General features: G+C 69.3%; 16 protein-coding genes and 2 pseudogenes. 12 read left to right on the forward strand and 6 right to left on the reverse strand.

Annotated features, from left to right (window positions below):
- The first annotated feature begins 135 nt into the window (after positions 1 to 135).
- From pstS to pstB, 4 genes and pseudogenes are all read left to right on the forward strand, one after another.
- Positions 136 to 1350 (forward strand): phosphate ABC transporter substrate-binding protein PstS, encoded by a 1215-nt coding sequence (gene pstS / locus CACI_RS40820; protein ID WP_143765598.1) that lies wholly within the window; start codon positions 136 to 138, stop codon positions 1348 to 1350.
- Positions 1351 to 1565: 215 nt separating this feature from the next.
- Positions 1566 to 2522, forward strand: a pseudogene (pstC, locus tag CACI_RS54575) (phosphate ABC transporter permease subunit PstC); the annotation flags it as partial.
- A 282-nt stretch (positions 2523 to 2804) separates the two neighbouring features.
- Positions 2805 to 3650, forward strand: a pseudogene (gene pstA / locus CACI_RS54580) (phosphate ABC transporter permease PstA); the annotation flags it as partial.
- A gap of 12 nt (positions 3651 to 3662) precedes the next feature.
- A complete protein-coding gene (pstB, locus tag CACI_RS40835; protein ID WP_015796811.1) occupies positions 3663 to 4439 on the forward strand; it encodes a phosphate ABC transporter ATP-binding protein PstB in 777 nt (258 codons plus the stop codon).
- Between the two features lie 526 nt (positions 4440 to 4965).
- Here pstB and CACI_RS46805 read toward each other — a convergent pair.
- Together CACI_RS46805 and CACI_RS40845 are read right to left on the reverse strand one after the other, a co-directional pair.
- Positions 4966 to 5760, reverse strand: a complete 795-nt coding sequence (locus CACI_RS46805) for a hypothetical protein (protein ID WP_015796812.1) — start codon at positions 5758 to 5760, stop codon at positions 4966 to 4968.
- A gap of 146 nt (positions 5761 to 5906) precedes the next feature.
- A complete protein-coding gene (locus tag CACI_RS40845; protein ID WP_015796813.1) occupies positions 5907 to 6899 on the reverse strand; it encodes an ArsR/SmtB family transcription factor in 993 nt (330 codons plus the stop codon).
- Positions 6900 to 6996: 97 nt separating this feature from the next.
- Between CACI_RS40845 and CACI_RS40850 the strand changes: the two genes are divergently transcribed.
- From CACI_RS40850 to CACI_RS40860, 3 genes are all read left to right on the forward strand, one after another.
- The gene (locus CACI_RS40850) at positions 6997 to 8412 is read left to right on the forward strand and encodes an MFS transporter (protein WP_015796814.1); all 1416 of its coding nucleotides are present in this window, start codon (positions 6997 to 6999) and stop codon (positions 8410 to 8412) included.
- Between the two features lie 71 nt (positions 8413 to 8483).
- A complete protein-coding gene (locus tag CACI_RS40855; protein WP_015796815.1) occupies positions 8484 to 8768 on the forward strand; it encodes a hypothetical protein in 285 nt (94 codons plus the stop codon).
- A gap of 4 nt (positions 8769 to 8772) precedes the next feature.
- Complete coding sequence (locus tag CACI_RS40860; protein WP_015796816.1) at positions 8773 to 9546, forward strand: hypothetical protein; 774 nt, start codon at positions 8773 to 8775, stop codon at positions 9544 to 9546.
- Between the two features lie 212 nt (positions 9547 to 9758).
- Here CACI_RS40860 and ychF read toward each other — a convergent pair whose 3' ends face one another.
- Positions 9759 to 10832, reverse strand: coding sequence for a redox-regulated ATPase YchF (ychF, locus tag CACI_RS40865; protein WP_015796817.1), 1074 nt, complete (start codon positions 10830 to 10832; stop codon positions 9759 to 9761).
- Positions 10833 to 11008: 176 nt separating this feature from the next.
- Between ychF and CACI_RS40870 the strand changes: the two genes are divergently transcribed.
- The 3 genes from CACI_RS40870 to CACI_RS40880 all read left to right on the forward strand — a co-directional run bounded on the left by CACI_RS40870 (position 11009) and on the right by CACI_RS40880 (position 13488).
- Complete coding sequence (locus tag CACI_RS40870) at positions 11009 to 12112, forward strand: DNA recombination protein RmuC (RefSeq protein WP_143765599.1); 1104 nt, start codon at positions 11009 to 11011, stop codon at positions 12110 to 12112.
- Positions 12113 to 12221: 109 nt separating this feature from the next.
- The gene (locus tag CACI_RS50710) at positions 12222 to 12875 is read left to right on the forward strand and encodes a DUF6542 domain-containing protein (RefSeq protein ID WP_143765600.1); all 654 of its coding nucleotides are present in this window, start codon (positions 12222 to 12224) and stop codon (positions 12873 to 12875) included.
- Between the two features lie 43 nt (positions 12876 to 12918).
- Positions 12919 to 13488, forward strand: a complete 570-nt coding sequence (locus CACI_RS40880) for a hypothetical protein (protein WP_015796820.1) — start codon at positions 12919 to 12921, stop codon at positions 13486 to 13488.
- 63 nt (positions 13489 to 13551) lie between these two features.
- Here the strand turns inward: CACI_RS40880 and CACI_RS40885 are convergent, their stop codons facing one another.
- On the reverse strand, positions 13552 to 14535 hold the full coding sequence (locus CACI_RS40885) for a 4-hydroxy-3-methylbut-2-enyl diphosphate reductase (protein WP_015796821.1): 984 nt from the start codon (positions 14533 to 14535) through the stop codon (positions 13552 to 13554).
- Positions 14536 to 14632: 97 nt separating this feature from the next.
- On the opposite strand from CACI_RS40885, the gene xseA reads away from it, so the two are divergent.
- On the forward strand, positions 14633 to 15901 hold the full coding sequence (gene xseA / locus CACI_RS40890) for an exodeoxyribonuclease VII large subunit (RefSeq protein ID WP_015796822.1): 1269 nt from the start codon (positions 14633 to 14635) through the stop codon (positions 15899 to 15901).
- On the opposite strand, the gene CACI_RS40895 is transcribed toward xseA, so the two are convergent.
- On the reverse strand, positions 15876 to 16379 hold the full coding sequence (locus CACI_RS40895) for a GNAT family N-acetyltransferase (protein WP_015796823.1): 504 nt from the start codon (positions 16377 to 16379) through the stop codon (positions 15876 to 15878). The two genes, xseA and CACI_RS40895, sit on opposite strands and share 26 nt — an antisense overlap.
- A 22-nt stretch (positions 16380 to 16401) precedes the next feature.
- Between CACI_RS40895 and CACI_RS40900 the strand changes: the two genes are divergently transcribed.
- On the forward strand, positions 16402 to 16647 hold the full coding sequence (locus CACI_RS40900) for an exodeoxyribonuclease VII small subunit (RefSeq protein WP_015796824.1): 246 nt from the start codon (positions 16402 to 16404) through the stop codon (positions 16645 to 16647).
- A 76-nt stretch (positions 16648 to 16723) separates the two neighbouring features.
- Here the strand turns inward: CACI_RS40900 and glpX are convergent, their stop codons facing one another.
- Positions 16724 to 17755 (reverse strand): class II fructose-bisphosphatase, encoded by a 1032-nt coding sequence (gene glpX / locus CACI_RS40905; RefSeq protein ID WP_015796825.1) that lies wholly within the window; start codon positions 17753 to 17755, stop codon positions 16724 to 16726.
- Positions 17756 to 17760: the final 5 nt, after the last annotated feature.

Consider the following 17760-nt stretch of genomic DNA (forward strand, 5'->3'; position numbering starts at 1 on the left):
CGGCTCTGATCAGGGACGGCGCCCCTCGGCCGCCCGGGACCGTTCACCCTCCGTTCACCTTCGCCCGTCCATCGATTCACCTGGCCTCCCTAGCTTCGACGAAGACAACGCATGCAACGACTTCCGATGACTCGAATGACTCGAAGGGACTTCCCGGTGAAGATCCACGCTGGTGTTAATGGGCGCAGTGCCGCGGTCGGCGCCGGAGTTCTGGCTCTTGCCATGGCCGGCCTGACGGCTTGTGGTTCTGACAACAACTCCTCCTCCTCGTCGAGTTCGGGCGGCTCCTCGTCCAGCACCTCGGCGGCGGCCGGGGGCAGCACCTCGGCGTCCGGCACCTCCTCTTCCTCGGCGGCCAGCGGTACCATCACCTGCGCCAAGGGCACGCTGTCCGGCCAGGGGTCCACGGCCCAGAACACCGCGATCGTGAAGTTCATCAAGGACTTCCAGACGCAGTGCGGCAACGACACCAACGTCAGCTACAACGGCACGGGCTCGGGCCCGGGCGTGACGGCCTTCATCCAGAAGCAGGCCGACTTCGCCGGCTCGGACTACCCGCTGAGCTCCGCCCAGCAGCCGCAGGCCGACGCCCGCTGCACCAGCGGCAAGGCGCTGTCCGTGGCCACGGTCCCCGGCATCATCTCGGTGATGTACAACATCCCGGGCGTGACCAAGCTGAACCTGTCGGCGTCGAACCTCGGCAAGATCTTCAACGGCAAGATCACCAAGTGGAACGACCCGGCGATCGCCGCCGACAACGCCGGCGTGACCCTGCCGGCCCTGGCGATCCAGACCTTCCACCGGTCCGACGCCTCGGGCACCTCGTTCAACTTCTCGAACTACCTGAACAAGACCGCCCCGACCGACTTCCCGGCGGCGGCGAACAAGCAGTGGCCGGGCACCGGCGGGCAGTCGGCGCAGGGCTCCAAGGGCGTCGCGCAGTCGGTGAAGACCACCTCCGGCGCGATCGGCTACGCCGAGGTCTCCTACGCGACCTCCAGCCAGCTGAACACCGCGGTCATCGGCAACGCCGCCGGCAAGTTCGTGCCGCTGACCCCGGCCAACGCCTCGAACTTCATCTCCAAGGCGAAGGTGGACACCACCGGCGGGAACTACCTGTTCAACTTCGACTACACCTACTCGGCCGACGACGCCTACCCGGCCGTCCTGGTGACCTACGAGATCGTGTGCTCGGCGGGCAACGACTCGGCGAAGCTGCCGCTGCTGAAGAACTTCCTGGCCTACACCGCCGGCAGCGGCGCGCAGTCCCAGCTCGAGGGTCTGGGCTACGTCGCCCTGGCCTCGGACCAGCAGAGCGCGGTCGCCCAGATCTTCAACGGCCTGAGCTGACCGGCGGATCCGCCAGCAGGACTGAGCTGAACGATGCGACACCTCGGAGCCGTCGGTGAACCCCGGTCGGCTCCGAGGTGTCGGCGCCGGAACGCGGCGGCCACGCCGTCCCGGCTTGTCCGTTTTGGTCTAACGGAATCGAAACCCGCAGTGAACAGAATTCTTCCGGGCCCAGCAGCAGCCGTTGGGCGCCCGAGCGACGAGGCAGGACCCGAATGAGCGGCATAGCGCCGACTGCCACCCGGCCCACGCCGCGCCGCGGCGGCTCCGACGCCGGCACCCTGAACTCCGGAACCCGCCGCGGCGACGCCGTCTTCTCCGGCACGGTCCGCGGCGCCGCGATCTTCCTGCTGGCCCTGATGGCGGCGATCGCGACCTTCTTGGTCTGGCGCGCGACGGACGCGCTGTCGGTGAACAAGGCGAATGTCCTGACCTACACCGGCCAGTGGGCGCCGGACGACGCCCCGCCGAAGTTCGGCATCGGGGCGGCGGCCTGGGGCACGCTGGTCACCTCGACCATCGCGATCGTGATCGCGGCTCCGGTGGCCATCGGCGTGTCGCTGTTCATCACCCAGTACGCCCCGCGGCGGCTGGCCCAGGTGCTCGGCTACATCGTCGACCTGCTGGCCGCGGTGCCCTCGATCGTCTACGGCCTGTGGGGCATCCTGTTCCTGGTGCCGCACATGCAGGGCGCCTCGCAGTTCGTCTCGGACGTCCTGGGCTGGATCCCGATGTTCTCCTCGGGCATCTTCGGCCGCTCGGTGTTCACCGCCGGGGTGATCCTGGCCATCATGATCCTGCCGATCATCGCCGCGATCTCCCGCGAGGTCTTCCTGCAGACCCCGCGCGAACAGGTCGAGGCCGCCTACGCCCTCGGCGCCACGCGCTGGGAGATGATCAAGCTCGCGGTGCTGCCCTACGGCCGCAGCGGCGTGGGCTCGGCGATCGTGCTGGGCTTCGGCCGCGCGCTCGGCGAGACCGTCGCGGTGGCCATGGTCCTGTCGGTCAGCTACAACTTCGTGACCAAGTGGCTGCAGCCCGGCGGCAACACCATCGCGGCGAACATCGCGCTGCAGTTCAGCAACGCGTTCAAGACCGGGCAGGGCGCGCTGATCGCCTCCGGTCTGGTGCTGTTCGTGGTGACGTTCCTGGTGAACCTGCTGGCCCGGCGGATCACCGCGCGCGCCGACATCCCCAAGGACGAGCGCTGGAGCCTGTTCTCGGTCTTCCGCGGCCGCTCGGGCCGCGCGGGGGGCTCCGAGGCCACCTCGGTCGCGATCGCCTCCGGCACCGCGATCACCGGCGCCGCCGAGGTGCCGGACGGGCGCGGGGCGTTCGAGGCCAAGGACACCCCCGGCGAGGTGGCCGCGGACGACACGGCGGGCCGGTCCCGGACGCGGCGCGCCGCGCACGGCACGATCGGCGGCGGCGTCCTGATCCCGCCCTCGACGCCGCGCCGGATCCGCTCCGGCTTCGCCGGCGGCGCCACGGTCGCCACGTTCGTGCTCGCGGTGCTGCCGCTGCTGTCCATCCTGTGGCTGGTGGTCTCCAAGGGCACGAAGGCGCTGAACGCCGAGTTCCTGACGCACTCGCTGCGCAACATCTCCGAGGACCAGACCGGGGGCGGGGTCTACCACGCCATCCTGGGCACCCTGGAGCAGGCGGGCCTGGCCACGCTGATGGCGGTGCCCATCGGCATCCTGGTCGCGGTCTACCTGGTGGAGTACGGCAAGGGGATGCTGGCCAAGTCGGTGACGTTCTTCGTGGACGTGATGATGGGCCTGCCCTCGATCGTGGCCGGCCTGTTCATCCTGTCGCTGTGGATCATCACGCTGCACCAGTACCAGAACGGCCTCGCCGGTGCGCTGGCGCTGATGATCCTGATGCTGCCAGTGGTGATCCGCTCCAGCGAGGAGATGCTGAAGCTGGTGCCGGACTCGCTGCGCGAGGCGTCCTACGCGCTCGGGGTGCCCAAGTGGCGCACCATCACCCGCGTGGTGATCCCCACCGCGCTGCCGGGCATCATCACCGGCGTCATGCTGGGCGTGGCCCGCGTCATGGGCGAGACGGCGCCGATCCTGCTCGTGGTCAGCTACGTCGCGTACATCAACCCGAACCCGTTCAGCGGAGTCCAGGGGCAGGCCACGCTGCCGACGGTCATCTACAACACGTACACCTCCTCGGAGCACGCCTCCAACGACCGTACGTGGGCCGCCGCCCTGCTGTTGATCATCATCATCATGCTGCTGAACATCCTCGCCAGGGTCATCGCCTGGTGGAAGACGCCCGGCCGGGCCTAGGAGAGATCGAAAATGGCGAAGCGCATTGACGTCGCGGGCCTGTCGGCGTACTACGGACCGACCCGCGCCATCGAGGACATCTCGATGACGATCGAGCCGCGCACCGTGACGGCCTTCATCGGGCCCTCCGGCTGCGGCAAGTCCACCTTCCTGCGCACCCTGAACCGCATGCACGAGGTCATCCCCGGCGCGCGGGTCGAGGGCAAGGTCACCCTGGACGACGTGGACCTGTACGGGGCCCAGGTCGACCCGGTCGCCGTGCGCCGGCACGTCGGCATGGTGTTCCAGCGCCCGAACCCGTTCCCGACGATGAGCATCTACGACAACGTCGCGGCGGGCCTGCGCCTGGCGGGCGTGAAGAAGCGCGGCGAACTCGACGACATCGTCGAGCAGTCGCTGAAGGGCGCGAACCTCTGGAAGGAGGTCGAGAACCGCCTGAAGAAGCCGGGAGCCGGCCTGTCCGGCGGCCAGCAGCAGCGCCTGTGCATCGCCCGCGCCATCGCGGTCAGCCCGGACGTGCTCCTGATGGACGAGCCCTGCTCGGCCCTGGACCCGATCTCCACCACGGCGATCGAGGACCTGATCTCGCAGCTGAAGTCGGAGTACACGATCGTGATCGTGACCCACAACATGCAGCAGGCCGCCCGCGTCTCGGACCGCACCGCCTTCTTCAACATCAGCGGCACCGGCACCCCCGGCCGCCTGATCGAGATCGACGAGACCTCCCGCATCTTCGCCAACCCGACGGAGAAGGCCACGGAGGACTACATCACCGGCCGGTTCGGCTGACGGCCGGCTAGACCGGCGGCCGCGGCCGCCTGAGCGAAGGCTCCCAGCACGCGAGGGATGTGCTGGGGGCCTTCGGCATTGTCGGGGCGGTTAGGGGCGGTGCGGGGACTGTGAGGGCTTCAGCGGCCCTGTGCGGGGCGCTGGGAGGGCTCTGTGAGGGCTCGTGGACTGAAGGGCTACAGCAAGGCGTCCGGACGCGAGTCCGAATGACGGGCGGCAGCCGATACGGACCTCGCGGCTCGCATCCCCGCAGCCACTGCGAGGCGTCCGTGTGCCGACAGCCATATGGCGCTTGGGTTTCGGGTCTGTCGGTTGTCCGCAGTGACAGCGAACCAGCCATCGAGCGCTTGAGCCGATGCGCGTTTTCCCGCCATTTTTCAGCGAATCAGAGCCCTTGCCCCGATTCGAATCCCTCCCCGAATCTCTCCCCCGATCCGCCCCCGAAAACGACACCGCACCCCCGCCTCGAGTCCCACCTCGAAGCAGGGGTGCGTCACGCACTACCCCTCAGCGCTGCCGGGCGCCATCACTGATCGCCCGGCAGATGAAGCGGCGGTCTGCTGCCCCGCCGCGACGGTCCCCGGGCCGGCGCGTGCGGCGCGGAATGCGTCGCGGCGTGCGGGTGGCTCGCCGACGGTCCGGACGGCGGTCCGGAGGCCGAGCCCGGGCCGGTGGAACCGCCCAGGACGCCGGTGCCGGCCGCCGCCTTCTTCTTGTGGAGCTCCTGCTCCGCGTCGGCCGCGCGGGCGGCGGCCAGGTCGCGGTTCGCGGCGGCGAAGATGTCCTTCGTCACCGCGAAGGTGGCCGGTGTCTCGGCGGCTTCGTCGGGATACCAGATGGAGCGGGAGGAGTGCAGATAGTCGCCCATGTATATGTGGAACGCGCCGGTGAAGGTGCGCCTGTTGGGATTGGCTATCCGGTGGATGGCGTCGTGCGCCATCAGCACTGCCTGGCCCTCGTTGATGTCGACCGTCGCCGTCCGTTGTAAGCGTCCGCCCTTGCGGGTCCGGGTCTGGTGGTAGAAGTCGTTGACCTCCAGCCCGGCGTAGACGCCCGTCATGACCGGCGTGTTGTGGTTGTGCGCGGGGTAGGACATCCCCGGCGCCCAGACCATGTTCTCGATGACCAGCTCAGGGCCCGGATACAGCACTTGCAAGTGGGCCTCGCGCGGGTCCCCGAAGCACTCGCGCACCGGCGCGCATCCGCGCCCGAGTGTCCGGTCCAGCACGTCCTTCACCGCTCCTGCCCCGTCGGCCTCCCAGGCCTGCAGGCACTCGCGGACGAACTCGTCGATGTCGAACTTTCGGCGTGATCGCGGCATCGCCATGACTCCGTTCAGCTAAAGGCTGACAGCGCTCCGTTCTCTCCCCGCCAAATACTGAAGCACCTGACGCCACCGGCGCGCCAGGGGCGCGTCAAACCTTTCTGCGAATTACCCCGATCTCGGGCCCTTTGTTGGACGCGGTGTCAAACCGCTGCCGCCAACAACGAGTCCGCCACGGAGGTGCGCGCGTAGAGCACCGAACGTCCCGCACGATGTGCGGAAACCATGCCCGCTCCCCGCAACGCGGTCAGGTGTTCCGATACCCCGCCGGCCGACATTCCAGTCCGCGTGGCGAGGTCGCTGGTGGATGCCGGAGCCTCAAGTTCAGCCAGCAGAAGGGCCCGCGACCGTCCGATGACGGCGGCCACGGCGTCCGACGGACCGGCCGCCCGGCGCTCGAAAAGCGTCCCGACCCCCCGCGCCCCGAAGCAGAGCTGCGGCACGTCGCCGGTCGCGGCCCGGGTGTAGATCTTGTTCCAGGCGAAGGCCGAGGGCACCAGGATCAGACCCGGAGCGTTGTCGTCGCGGCAGAGCACGCGCTGCCGGTGCAGCATCCGCAGCGTCCCGCTGTTCCAGCTGACGTCCGGGTGCAGGTCGTTGAACAACCGCGCCGCGCCGTACTCGGCGACCTGCCGCGCGCGGTAGTAGATGTCCGACTCGAGCAGGGTTTTGATACGCGACCAGTAGGGCGCGAGCGCTATCTGGAAGTAGTGCTCGATGTCCTTGGACAGCTCGCCGAGTGCTTGCTCGCGATGGTTCCGCAGCCTCTCGGCGAACGGCGGTATCACGCCGTTCGGCACCTTCTCGTCGTAGATGTCGAGATCAGCCGAAAGGTGGTCCTCGGACGTCGCCTGAATGGCAGCGAGCTCCTCCTCCAGCGTCGGCGTCGAGTTCGCCGGAGCCGGAGTGAGGAAGTCAGGAACGTAAGATGGGGCATGGAATAGCGCGGAAAGATGTCCGGTCAGCAGCCCGGCGGCGGCCAGCCGCGGACGGACCTGATCGAACCACGGCCCGTGGACCGGATACAGTCCAGGCCTGGTCAGGACTCGGAAACTGGTGAGCACTTCCCACATCGGGGAGACGGAGAAGCGGACCTGAGCCAGCTCCTCCGCGGTGAATGACAACGACGCCGCCACAGCGTTTCCCCTCCCGGTCCCGCCACCCCCCGCCCTTGGATTCGGGCCGAGCCGAATCATTGTCGCACGATCGCCGCCCGGCGCCACTCTGAGCGCCATGACCACCACGACCATCCGCTCCGAGGCAGCCACACCGGCCTCAGACGCCCTGGGAATCGCAGCGCTCCCGGACCAGCCGCGCCCGGCGCAGCCGTCGGCCTCACGCCCGAGCCGCCAGAGCCGCCCGAGCCGCTCGCGCGCCCCGCTGTCGGTGTTCGCCGGCTTCCCCCGCGCGATCTGGGTGGTCTTCGCCGGCACCGTCGTGAACCGCGTCGGCTTCCTGGTCGGACCGTTCCTCGTGTTCTTCCTCGGCTCCCGCGGCATCCCCTCGTCACAGACCCCTTACGTCCTCGGCGCACTCGGCGCCGGCAACCTCGTCGGCCCGGCCGTCGGCGGCTGGCTCGCCGACCGCCACAGCCGCAAGCTGACCATGCTCGCCGGCCTGCTCGGCACCGCCGCCGCCCAAGGCGCGCTCTTCGCCGCCCCGAACGTCGCGACCATGGCCCTGGCCGCGATAGCACTGAGCGCCACGGCGACCATGGTGTCGCCGGCGGCATCGGCGATCCTCACCGACGACGTCGGACCCGCCCGCCGCCGCGAAGCCTTCGCCCTGATCGGCTGGGCGGTGAACATCGGCACGGCCGTCGCCGGAGTCCTCGGCGGCTACCTCGCGGCCCACGGCTACTGGATGCTGTTCGCGATCGACGCCGGAACCTCGCTGGGATACGCGGTGATCGTCGCGATGCTGCTCCCGGCGGACCGCACGCGCCACGACGCTTCCCAGACCCCTGAGTCCCTGACGTCTGCTTCCCAGACTCTCGCCGCTCAGAGCTCAGATTCCCCGACCTCTGCCGCCACCCCCACCAGCTCCGGCTACGGCATCGTCTTCCGCGACCGCCTGACCCGCAGACTCCTCATCCTGTTCGCCGTCCAACTCTTCATCTACTCCCTGACCGAGAGCGCCCTCCCCCTCGCCATCCGCACCGACGGCCTGTCCCCCACCGTCATGGGCCTGGCCGCCGCCGTCAACGCAGGACTGGTCGTCGCCCTCCAACCCCTGGCCACAACCCTCGTGTCCCGCTTCCCCCGCACCCAGGTCTTCCTCACCGGCGGCATCCTGACCACCACCGGCATAGCCCTCACCGGCCTCGCCCACACCCCCACCGCCTACGCCGCAACCGTCACCATCTGGTCCCTCGGCGAAGTCATCATCGGCGGCATCCCCGCCAGCCTCATAGCCAACCTCGCCCCCGCCACCGCCCGCGGCCGCTACCAAGGCGCCTTCAGCTGGGCCTGGGGCGTCTCCCGCTTCCTAGCCCTAGCCGCCGGCACAACCGCCTTCACCCTCATCAGCCCAGCATTCCTCTGGTGGACCGCCCTCCTCGCCGGCACCGCCGCCAACATCGGCATCATGCTGCTCAGCCCGGCGATCGACCGGCGGACGTCAGCGATCGACGAGCCGGCCACACGGTGAACCGGAACACACGGCGCTCGGCCCTTGCTTGAGTCGAGGTACCTAGGTACCTTTGTAGTGGAGGTATCAAGATGACAGCCATAACCGGGGCCAAGCGTCAGTCGCCACTGAAGATCGACCCCGCGACGGACGAGCTCATCACCCAAGGCGCGCATTTCCTGGGAATGACGAAGAAGGACTTCGTCACCGAAGCCACCCGGGTCTACCTGGATCAGCAGCGCGAGAAGATCCGCGCCGGGATGATCGAGTCGATGAAGGTCCTCGACGGATCGCTGACGTCCAGCGTCTCCCTGCTCACCGGCCTGTCCCCGGACAAGATCGAGGAGCTCGGCGGCGTCGGGGACTGGGAAGCCTGACCTCGTGGCTTCGGTCCGTCCGACACTGCGCTGCCTGCGCGACGATCTCAACATGCCGATCCCGTCGGCCCGCTTGCCCCTGGAAGCAGTAGATCATCCGCTGTTGTCCAAAGCCGGAGCACAGTTCGCAGACCCGGACACCCCGCACGAGCGCATCCGAGCCATCGACGACATCGTCCTGCTCAAAGTCAAGGTCGGCCGGTGGCGCGGCGCGGTCCACCTCGACGGCGCAGCCGAGGCCGAGGTCCCGGCCTGGCTGGTCGCCGCGGGGAATCGGGAGGACGGATCGCCGGACGACTTCTACGCCGCGCTTCACGCCCAGGCCAAGGCGGCACGGCAACGCCACAACGCCGAGCACGATCGGCCTGTGGCATCCGACACTTACAGCGCGTACTTGCTGCCTGGCGAGGACGACCACGCCCGCTACCTGGTGGAGTCAGCCACCCGCTTCGCGGTGCGCCTGGACGCCGCCGTGCGCGCGCTGGTACGCGGGTCTCTGCGCGACGGCCACGAGCACGCAGTCGACATGGCCGGGTTCCGGCTGGGCATCATCGTCCGTGCCGACGACGGCCACGAAACCTATGCCGCGATTCGGATCACGGGCAGCGTTCCGCTCAACGTCACCGCGATGATCCTCGGACGGGTGCCGGGTTGCGACCCGGCCGCCTGGTTTCCCGAACACGCTCTTCCCGAGCGCGACATCCTGCCCGCCGAGCAGGTCTGGTCCAACCTCATGAATCCGAAAACCGCCGCCGGCCTGCTGGACGAGGACACCTGATGCCGTGAACGAGCCATCATCTGCCGGCCGGCACCGACTTGGGGCAAGCTCGACATGGATGCGCTCGGGCCGCGGCTCGCAGCATGAAGCCAGCACGGAGCCGGCACGGTAACCGGATTGGGCCCGTCAGGATCTCTTTCGGCTTCTGGGGCAGGCCGGGTGACAAGACGCCGACCTGCACGCCTGTGACGCGAGACCGTATCAGGGTTCAGCTACACGTTGAACCGGAAGTCCACAACATCCCCATCAGCCATGACGTAGTCCTTGCCCTCGATCCGCGCCTTGCCCTTCGACCGCGCCTCGGCGACCGAGCCGCAGTCGATCAGGTCGTCGAAGGAGACGATCTCCGCCTTGATGAAGCCGCGCTGGAAGTCGGTGTGGATCACGCCGGCGGCTTCGGGGGCGGTGGCGCCCTTGCGGATGGTCCAGGCTCGGGATTCCTTGGGGCCGGCGGTGAGGTAGGTCTGGAGGCCGAGGGTTTCGAAGCCGACGCGGGCGAGTTGGTTCAGGCCTGATTCGTCCTGGCCGAGGCCTTGGAGGAGTTCGAGGGCTTCCTCGTCGGGGAGTTCCATGAGTTCGTGCTCGATTTTGGCGTCGAGGAAGATCGCTTCGGCGGGGGCGACGAGGGCGCGCATTTCGTCCTTCAGCGCGTCGTTGGTGAGTTCGTCCTCGTCGACGTTGAAGACGTACAGGAAGGGCTTGGCGGTCAGCAGGTGGAGTTCGCGGAGGGGTTCGCGGTCCAGGCGGGCGGCGAAGACGGTCTTGCCGGAGTCGAGGATCTTCTTGGCCTCCTCGACCGCGGCGACGGTGGCCTGGATCTCCTTCTTCATCCGCGCTTCCTTCTGCAGGCGCGGGAGGGCCTTCTCGATGGTCTGCAGGTCGGCGAGGATCAGCTCGGTGTTGATGGTCTCGATGTCGTCGGCAGGGGAGACCTTGCCGTCGACGTGGATCACGTTGGGGTCGGTGAAGACCCGGATCACCTGGCAGATCGCGTCGGCCTCGCGGATGTTGGCCAGGAACTTGTTGCCCAGGCCCTGTCCCTCGCTGGCGCCGCGGACGATGCCGGCGATGTCGACGAAGGTCACGGTGGCCGGGACCACCTTCTGCGAGGTGTACAGCTCGGCGAGCGCGGCCAGCCGCGGGTCCGGGACGCCGACCACGCCCTCGTTCGGATCGATGGTGGCGAAGGGGTAGTTCGCGGCGAGCACGTCGTTCTTGGTGAGCGCGTTGAACAAGGTCGACTTGCCCACGTTCGGGAGTCCGACGATTCCGATGGTGAGCGCCATTGTCCAACTGTCCTATCGACGTCGCGTACGGGATACCAAGCGATACAGGGCGGGCCGGACGCGGCCCGCCCTCCAGTATCGCAGCCCGCTCCGGTCCCCCGGTCCGCTGTGCCGATCGAGGCGGCTCACACCCCGGTCCCGCCGCATCCGCGTGTCCCAGGGGACAATATGGACCCATGATGCCTGTGCTGCTGCTGGTGATCGGGATCGCGTTCGGCGCGCTCCTCGGCGTGCTGTGGGAGCGGTCCCGCCGCCTGGCGGTGAGCTCCGAGGCGCTGGACCAGTCCGCCGACCGGCTGCTGGCGCTGGCCGGCTCGCAGTTCGACGCCGCGGGCCGCCCGATCAACGAATCGCTGTCCCGGCTCGACGACCGGCTCCGCGACATCGAGAAGGGCCGCGCCGCCTCCCAGGCCGCGCTGGCCCAGCAGATCGACGACGTCCGCAGCGCCGCCGGCGCGCTCGGCACGCAGACCGCCGCCCTGGTCACCGCCCTGCGCCGGCCCGAAGTCCGCGGCCAGTGGGGCGAGATGCACCTGCGCCGCGCCGTGGAGCTGGCCGGCATGGTCGACCGCTGCGACTTCACCACGCAGACCGTGATCCCCGGCTCCTACGGCGCGACCGGCTCCGAGGGCATGCTGCGCCCCGACCTCGTGGTGCACCTGGCCGGCGACAAGTACGTGGTCGTGGACGCCAAGACCCCTCTCGCGGCCTACCTGGACGCCGCCGAGGCGACCGACGACGCCGAACGCCGGCAGTACCTGACCGCGCACGCCAAGCACCTGCGCGCGCACGTCGACCAGCTGGCCTCGAAGGCCTACTGGCGTGCCCTCGGCGCCAGCGGACGGCCGACCCCCGAGTTCGTGGTCCTGTTCGTCCCCGGCGAAGCCTTTCTTTCACAGGCTGTGGATATCGATCCCGACCTCATGGAGCACGCCGCCGCGCGCCGCGTGGTCCTGGCCACCCCGACCACGCTGATCGCCCTGCTCCGCACCGTCGCCTACGCCTGGACCCAGGACTCGCTGGCGGCGAACGCCCGGCAGGTGTTCGACCTCGGCCGCGAGCTGTACGCGCGGCTGAACACGATGAACGGACACCTCGACCGGGTCGGCAAGGGCCTGAACTCCGCCGTCGCCGCCTACAACCAGTCCGTGGGCTCGCTGGAGACCCGGGTGATGGTCACCGCGCGGCGGCTCAACGAACTCGGGCTGGTCGACGAGGAGTTGGTGGTGCCGAACCAGGTCGAGATCCAGACCCGGGCGCTGTCGGACCAAGAATTCTGATTAACGACCTCCCTCACCCTCTCCCACCCTCCCCCTCCGACGTGCGCGCCGGCCGGTAGCGGCGTTTCGTTACCCGGTTTGCGGGCAATCGCGACGTAAGTTCGGATCTGTGAACGAAGGAGCCAGCCGCCTCGCGCCCCGCCCCGCCGCCCGGGTCCCGCAGACCCGGCGCGACCGCGACGCGCTGCGCCGGGAGCGCATGGCCGCGCCGCTGGACTTCCGCTCGTCGGGTCCGACCGGTCCGAAGAATCCGGCGAGGTCCGGGTCCGGAGCACGTCAGCGTCCTGGTCTCAGCTCCAGTCCCGGTACCGGTCCCCATCCCGGTCTTCGTCCCGGACCCCGCTCGGCGGGCCGAGCCGGAAGCGCGAAGCCCAAGCCCCGCCAAGCCCTCACCGCCTGGGGCGTGCTCCTCATGGTCGCCGGTCCGACGATGACCGCCGCCGCCCTCGACGCGCTGGTCACCGGGGACGCGCACTGGTTCTTCGACCTGGTCTTCATCGCCGCCTCCTTCCACGCCGCGACCCTGGTCCGGCGCCGGGACCTGCTGGCCGGCGTGATCGTGCCGCCGCTGGCGTACTGCGCCGGGCTGCTCACCGCGGTGCAGTTCGGCGTCATGCGGGCCGGCCACGGGCCGGTCGGCCAGCTCGCCTCGCTCGGCGCGCTGCTCGCGGTCAAACCGCGGCCGCTGTTCCTCGGCACGGCGCTGGCCGCGGCGCTGATCGCGGCCCGCTGGGCCGGGACCCGGAGCGCCGCCAAACGGTAGCCGGGCCCACGACGGACGGCGAACGAGGCGAGGACGGCGGGACATGGACGGCAGGATCTGGTTCGAGATCGACCCCGGCGGCCGCTTCGCCCTCGACGACTACGGCTGCCGCTTCCTCGCCGAACTGAGGCGCGCCGCGCTGGGCTGGGATCCGCTCGGCGTGATCGCCTTCGACTCCTGGGCGCTCGCCCTGGCCGGACCCTCGGTGCTCGCGGTGCTCACCGTTCCCGAAGCCGACCCCTTCGGGCTGCAACTACGGCTCGCCAACAAGGAGTTCGGCGGCTATTGGGGGGACGACTGCGCGATCTGGGAGGACTACACCCCTAGTGCGCCGGGCTATATCAACGTGCAGGACGCGGCAGCCGCACCGGAGCAGATGGCGCAGCGTGCGGCGGACTGGATCACCATGCAGCTCTCTAGGCCGCTGCTCTTAGAGGAACACCGCAGCTCCGCTTTAGGGCTGCGGCGCCGTACGTGGGTATTCGCCGATACCGGAGAACGCCTGCCGTGCTGCCGAAGCTGCCGCAAGCCGCGCTTCCCCGGCGACGGTCCGCGCCGGGGACAGACGTTGGTCGCGCAGGTACGGGACGTCGCACCGAGTTCTGCTTGGTGATCCCACTGCGCGCAACGCCATAGCGTCCAGAACGCTATAGCGCTCCCGGTCCCGCTCCCGGAACTACGCCTCGCTGCCCTCGCGCATGTCCTTCCGTAGCTCCGGCGGCAGCGCGAACAGCAGCTTCTCCTCCGCCGACCGTACGACCTCGACCGTCCCGTACCCGCGCTCGGCGAGCCACGACAGCACGCCGTCCACCAGGTCCTCCGGGACCGAGGCGCCAGAGGTCAGCCCGACCGTGCGGACGCCCTCCAGCCAGTCCTCGCTGATCTCCGAGGCGAAGTCGACGAGGTACGCGGCGCCCGCGCCGGCCTCCAGCGCGACCTCGACCAGGCGCACCGAGTTCGAGGAGTTCTTCGAGCCGACCACGATCACCAGGTCCGAGTCGGCCGCGATGCGCTTGACCGCGATCTGCCGGTTCTGGGTGGCGTAGCAGATGTCGTCGGACGGCGGGTCCAGGAGCAGCGGGAACTTCTCGCGCAGCCGGTCCACGGTCGCGGTCGTCTCGTCCACCGACAGGGTGGTCTGCGACAGCCACGCCACCTTCGCGGGGTCGCGCACCTGCACGTCGGCGACCGAGTCCGGGCCGTCGACCAGCACGATGTGCTCCGGCGCCTCGCCGGTGGTGCCGACGACCTCCTCGTGGCCGTCGTGGCCGATGAGCAGGATGTCGTAGTCCTGCTCGGCGAAGCGCACGGCCTCCTTGTGCACCTTCGTGACCAGCGGGCAGGTGGCGTCGATGGTCTTCAGGCGGCGCCGGGACGCCTCCTCGTGCACGATCGGCGCCACGCCGTGCGCGGAGAACACCACGGTCGCGCCCTCGGGCACCTCGTCGGTCTCCTCCACGAAGACCGCGCCGCGGTTCTGCAGCGTCTGCACGACGTGCTTGTTGTGCACGATCTCCTTGCGGACGTACACGGGCGCCCCATAGAGCTCCAACGCCTTCTCCACGGTCACGACCGCGCGGTCCACGCCGGCGCAGTAACCGCGGGGTGCGGCGAGGAGGACGCGGCGGTCTTCAGGTGCAGAGGCGTTCATGGTTCCCATGGTAGGCGGCTCGCCACGTTCCGCCGCCCATGATCGGCTCTCTCCACAACTTCGCCACGTCCGCGCCGCGTCGCCCCCGATGGCTACGCTCCTCCTTATGGCGATGCAATCCTCGGCAGAAGAGCCCATCCCGGTCCGCGCGGTCTCCGAGGCGGTGGCCGGGTGGATCTCCCGGCTGGGGGCGATCTGGGTCGAGGGGCAGCTGGCCCAGATCAACAAGCGGCCCGGGTCACAGATGGTGTACCTGGTGCTGCGGGACCCCTCCGCGGACGTGTCCGTACAGATCACCACGTTCCGCCGGGTCTTCGAAGCAGTAGTGCCGCCCCTCACAGAGGGTGCGCGGGTGATCGTCTATGGGAAGCCGGACTTCTACGTTCCGCGCTCCTCCTTCTCCATCCGCGGCGAGGAGATCCGCCAGGTCGGACTCGGGGAACTTCTCGCGCGCCTGGAGATGCTGAAGGCGAAGCTTAAGGCGGAGGGACTGTTCGACCCGCGGAGGAAGAAGCCACTGCCGTTCCTCCCGCACTGCGTCGGCCTTATTACGGGACGCGCGTCGGCCGCGGAGCGGGACGTCCTGGAGAACGCTAAGCGCCGGTGGCCCGGAGTGCAGTTCCGGGTGGTGAACACCGACGTGCAGGGACCGAAGGCGGTCCCGCAGATCCTTCCGGCGCTGGCGCAGCTGGACGCCGACCCCGAGGTGGACGTCATCATCATCGCCCGCGGCGGCGGCTCCGTCGAAGACCTCCTGCCGTTCTCCGACGAGGCACTGATCAGGGCCGTCGGAGAATGCGAGACCCCGGTGGTCTCGGCGATCGGCCACGAGCCGGACTCCCCGATCCTCGACCTCGTCGCCGACTTCCGAGCCTCGACGCCCACCGACGCCGCGAAGCGGGTCGTCCCGGACGTCGCCGAGGAGATGGACCGGGTCGCGGAGTTGCGGCGCAATGCGTGGCGGTCCGTGGCGCGGATACTGGAACGCGAGGCGATGGGGCTGGCGTCGTTCCGTCAGCGTCCGGTGCTCGCTTCTCCGTACTCGATGATCGACGGTCGGCGGAACGATCTCGAGGAGCTGACCCGACGCGCGCGCTCCAGCGTCGGACACCGTCTCGACCGCGCCTCCGACGATCTCGGGCACACCTTGGCGCGAGTCCGTGCACTGTCTCCGATGGCGACGCTGGAGCGCGGGTACTCGATCGTCTTGGCGCCGTCCGGACACGCCGTGCGGTCCGCGGAGGAAGTCAGCGAGGGAGACGTGCTCGACATCCGCTTCGCCTCCGGACGCGTGGACGCCGCGGTCTCTGAGGTGTTCCGCGCGGACGACGCCTCTCCAGACATCGCCTCTACGGAAGAGTCGCCCAGCGAGTAAGCGCAACGCCCTTGGGTTCCTCGAAGCCGAGTTCTCTATAGAGCCCTTCGCCGAACTCACTGGCGTGGAGCTCTACCCGCGGGATGCCTTGGTCCGCATACCAGTCCAAGAGCGCCTGAACGACCAGCCGCGAGTAGCCGCGCCGCCTATAGCGTTCCTCGGTACAGACTCCATATATATAGCCGCACCGCCCTGAGGGGTTCCGCTCGCTCGGCAGCCGCTCGTCGACAGCGCCGACGGCGGTGGCGGCAAGGCCGTTCCCGTCGAGCGCGTCGATGACGAAACACGCTGTCACGGTCTGGTCGCCGTCCTCCAGCCAGCTGCGGAGTTTCTTCACAGCCGCTACGTGATTCGGTTCGTCCAGGGCCGGCATCGGGAACCCGAACACGGCGGTCGCCATCACATGCCGCAGCCGCAGGATCTCTTCTTCATCGCCGGGCACAGCCCGGCGCACGCGCACTTCGTCGGTACCAGTCACAGCCGGAAACTATCCTGAACCCATGGCGAACGAGACGATCCCCACCGCCGGTGAGACCCCGGACCTGTCCCACCTGGGCTACGAGCAGGCCCGCGACGAGCTGATGGACGTCGTCCGGCGCTTGGAGACCGGCGGTCTGACACTCGAGGAGTCGCTGGCCGCCTGGGAGCGCGGCGAGGCGCTGGCCAAGCACTGCCAGGCGAAGCTGGACGGCGCCCGGGCCCGGCTGGACGCCGCGGTCGGCGCCGGGAACGGCGAGGAGGACTGAGTCCTCGCTTCGCCGATCGCCGGCGTTCCTACACGTCGGCGCTGCGACGCGCCGACGTATACCGACGTGCCGTCGCTCAGTGGAAAGCCACCGCGCTGTACGACCGCAGCTTGTCCAGGCGGTGCTCGGAGTCGATGAGCCGCACCGTGCCGGACTTCGAGCGCATCACCAGCGACTGCGTGGTCGCGCCGCCGCCGGTGTAGTGCACGCCGCGGACCAGTTCGCCGTCGGTGATGCCGGTGATCGCCACGAAGCAGTTCTCGCCGGAGACCAGGTCGTCGGTGAGCAGGACGCGGTCCAGGTCGTGGCCGGCATCCACGGCGCGCCGGCGCTCGGCGTCGTCCTTGGGCCACAGCTTGCCCTGGATCACGCCGCCCAGGCACTTCACGGCGCAGGCCGCGATGATGCCCTCCGGCGTGCCGCCGACACCGAGCAGCAGGTCCACACCGGTACCGGGGCGCACGGCCATCACCGCGCCGGCCACGTCGCCGTCGGAGATGAACTTGATGCGCGCGCCGGCCTCGCGGATCTCGGCGACCAGGCCCTCGTGGCGCGGGCGGTCCAGGACCACCACGGTGATGTCGCCGGGCTCGCGGCGCTTGGCTCGGGCCACGGCCCGGATGTTCTCGGCGACCGGCGCGGTGATGTCGACCACGTCCGCGGCCTCGGGACCGGCGACCAGCTTGTCCATGTAGAACACGGCCGAGGGGTCGTACATGCTGTGCCGGTCGGCGACCGCGATCACGGCCAGCGCGTTGGGCATGCCCTTGCCGGCCAGCGTGGTGCCGTCGATCGGGTCCACGGCCACGTCGCACTCCGGACCGGAGCCGTCGCCGACCTCCTCGCCGTTGAACAGCATCGGCGCGTGGTCCTTCTCACCCTCGCCGATGACGACCACGCCGCGCATCGACACGGTGTTGATGAGCCGGCGCATCGCGTTCACGGCGGCGCCGTCGGCGGCGTTCTTGTCGCCCTTGCCGACCCACCGGCCGGCCGCCATCGCCGCCGCCTCGGTGACCCGGGCCAGTTCCAGCGCCAGGTTGCGGTCGGGAGCCTCAGGGCCGTCGGAGGTCTGGTTGTCGTTCGCCTGCGGGACTGCGGCGTTCATGAATT

Source organism: Catenulispora acidiphila DSM 44928, from assembly GCF_000024025.1.
In the GTDB taxonomy this organism is placed as follows: Bacteria; Actinomycetota; Actinomycetes; order Streptomycetales; family Catenulisporaceae; genus Catenulispora; species Catenulispora acidiphila.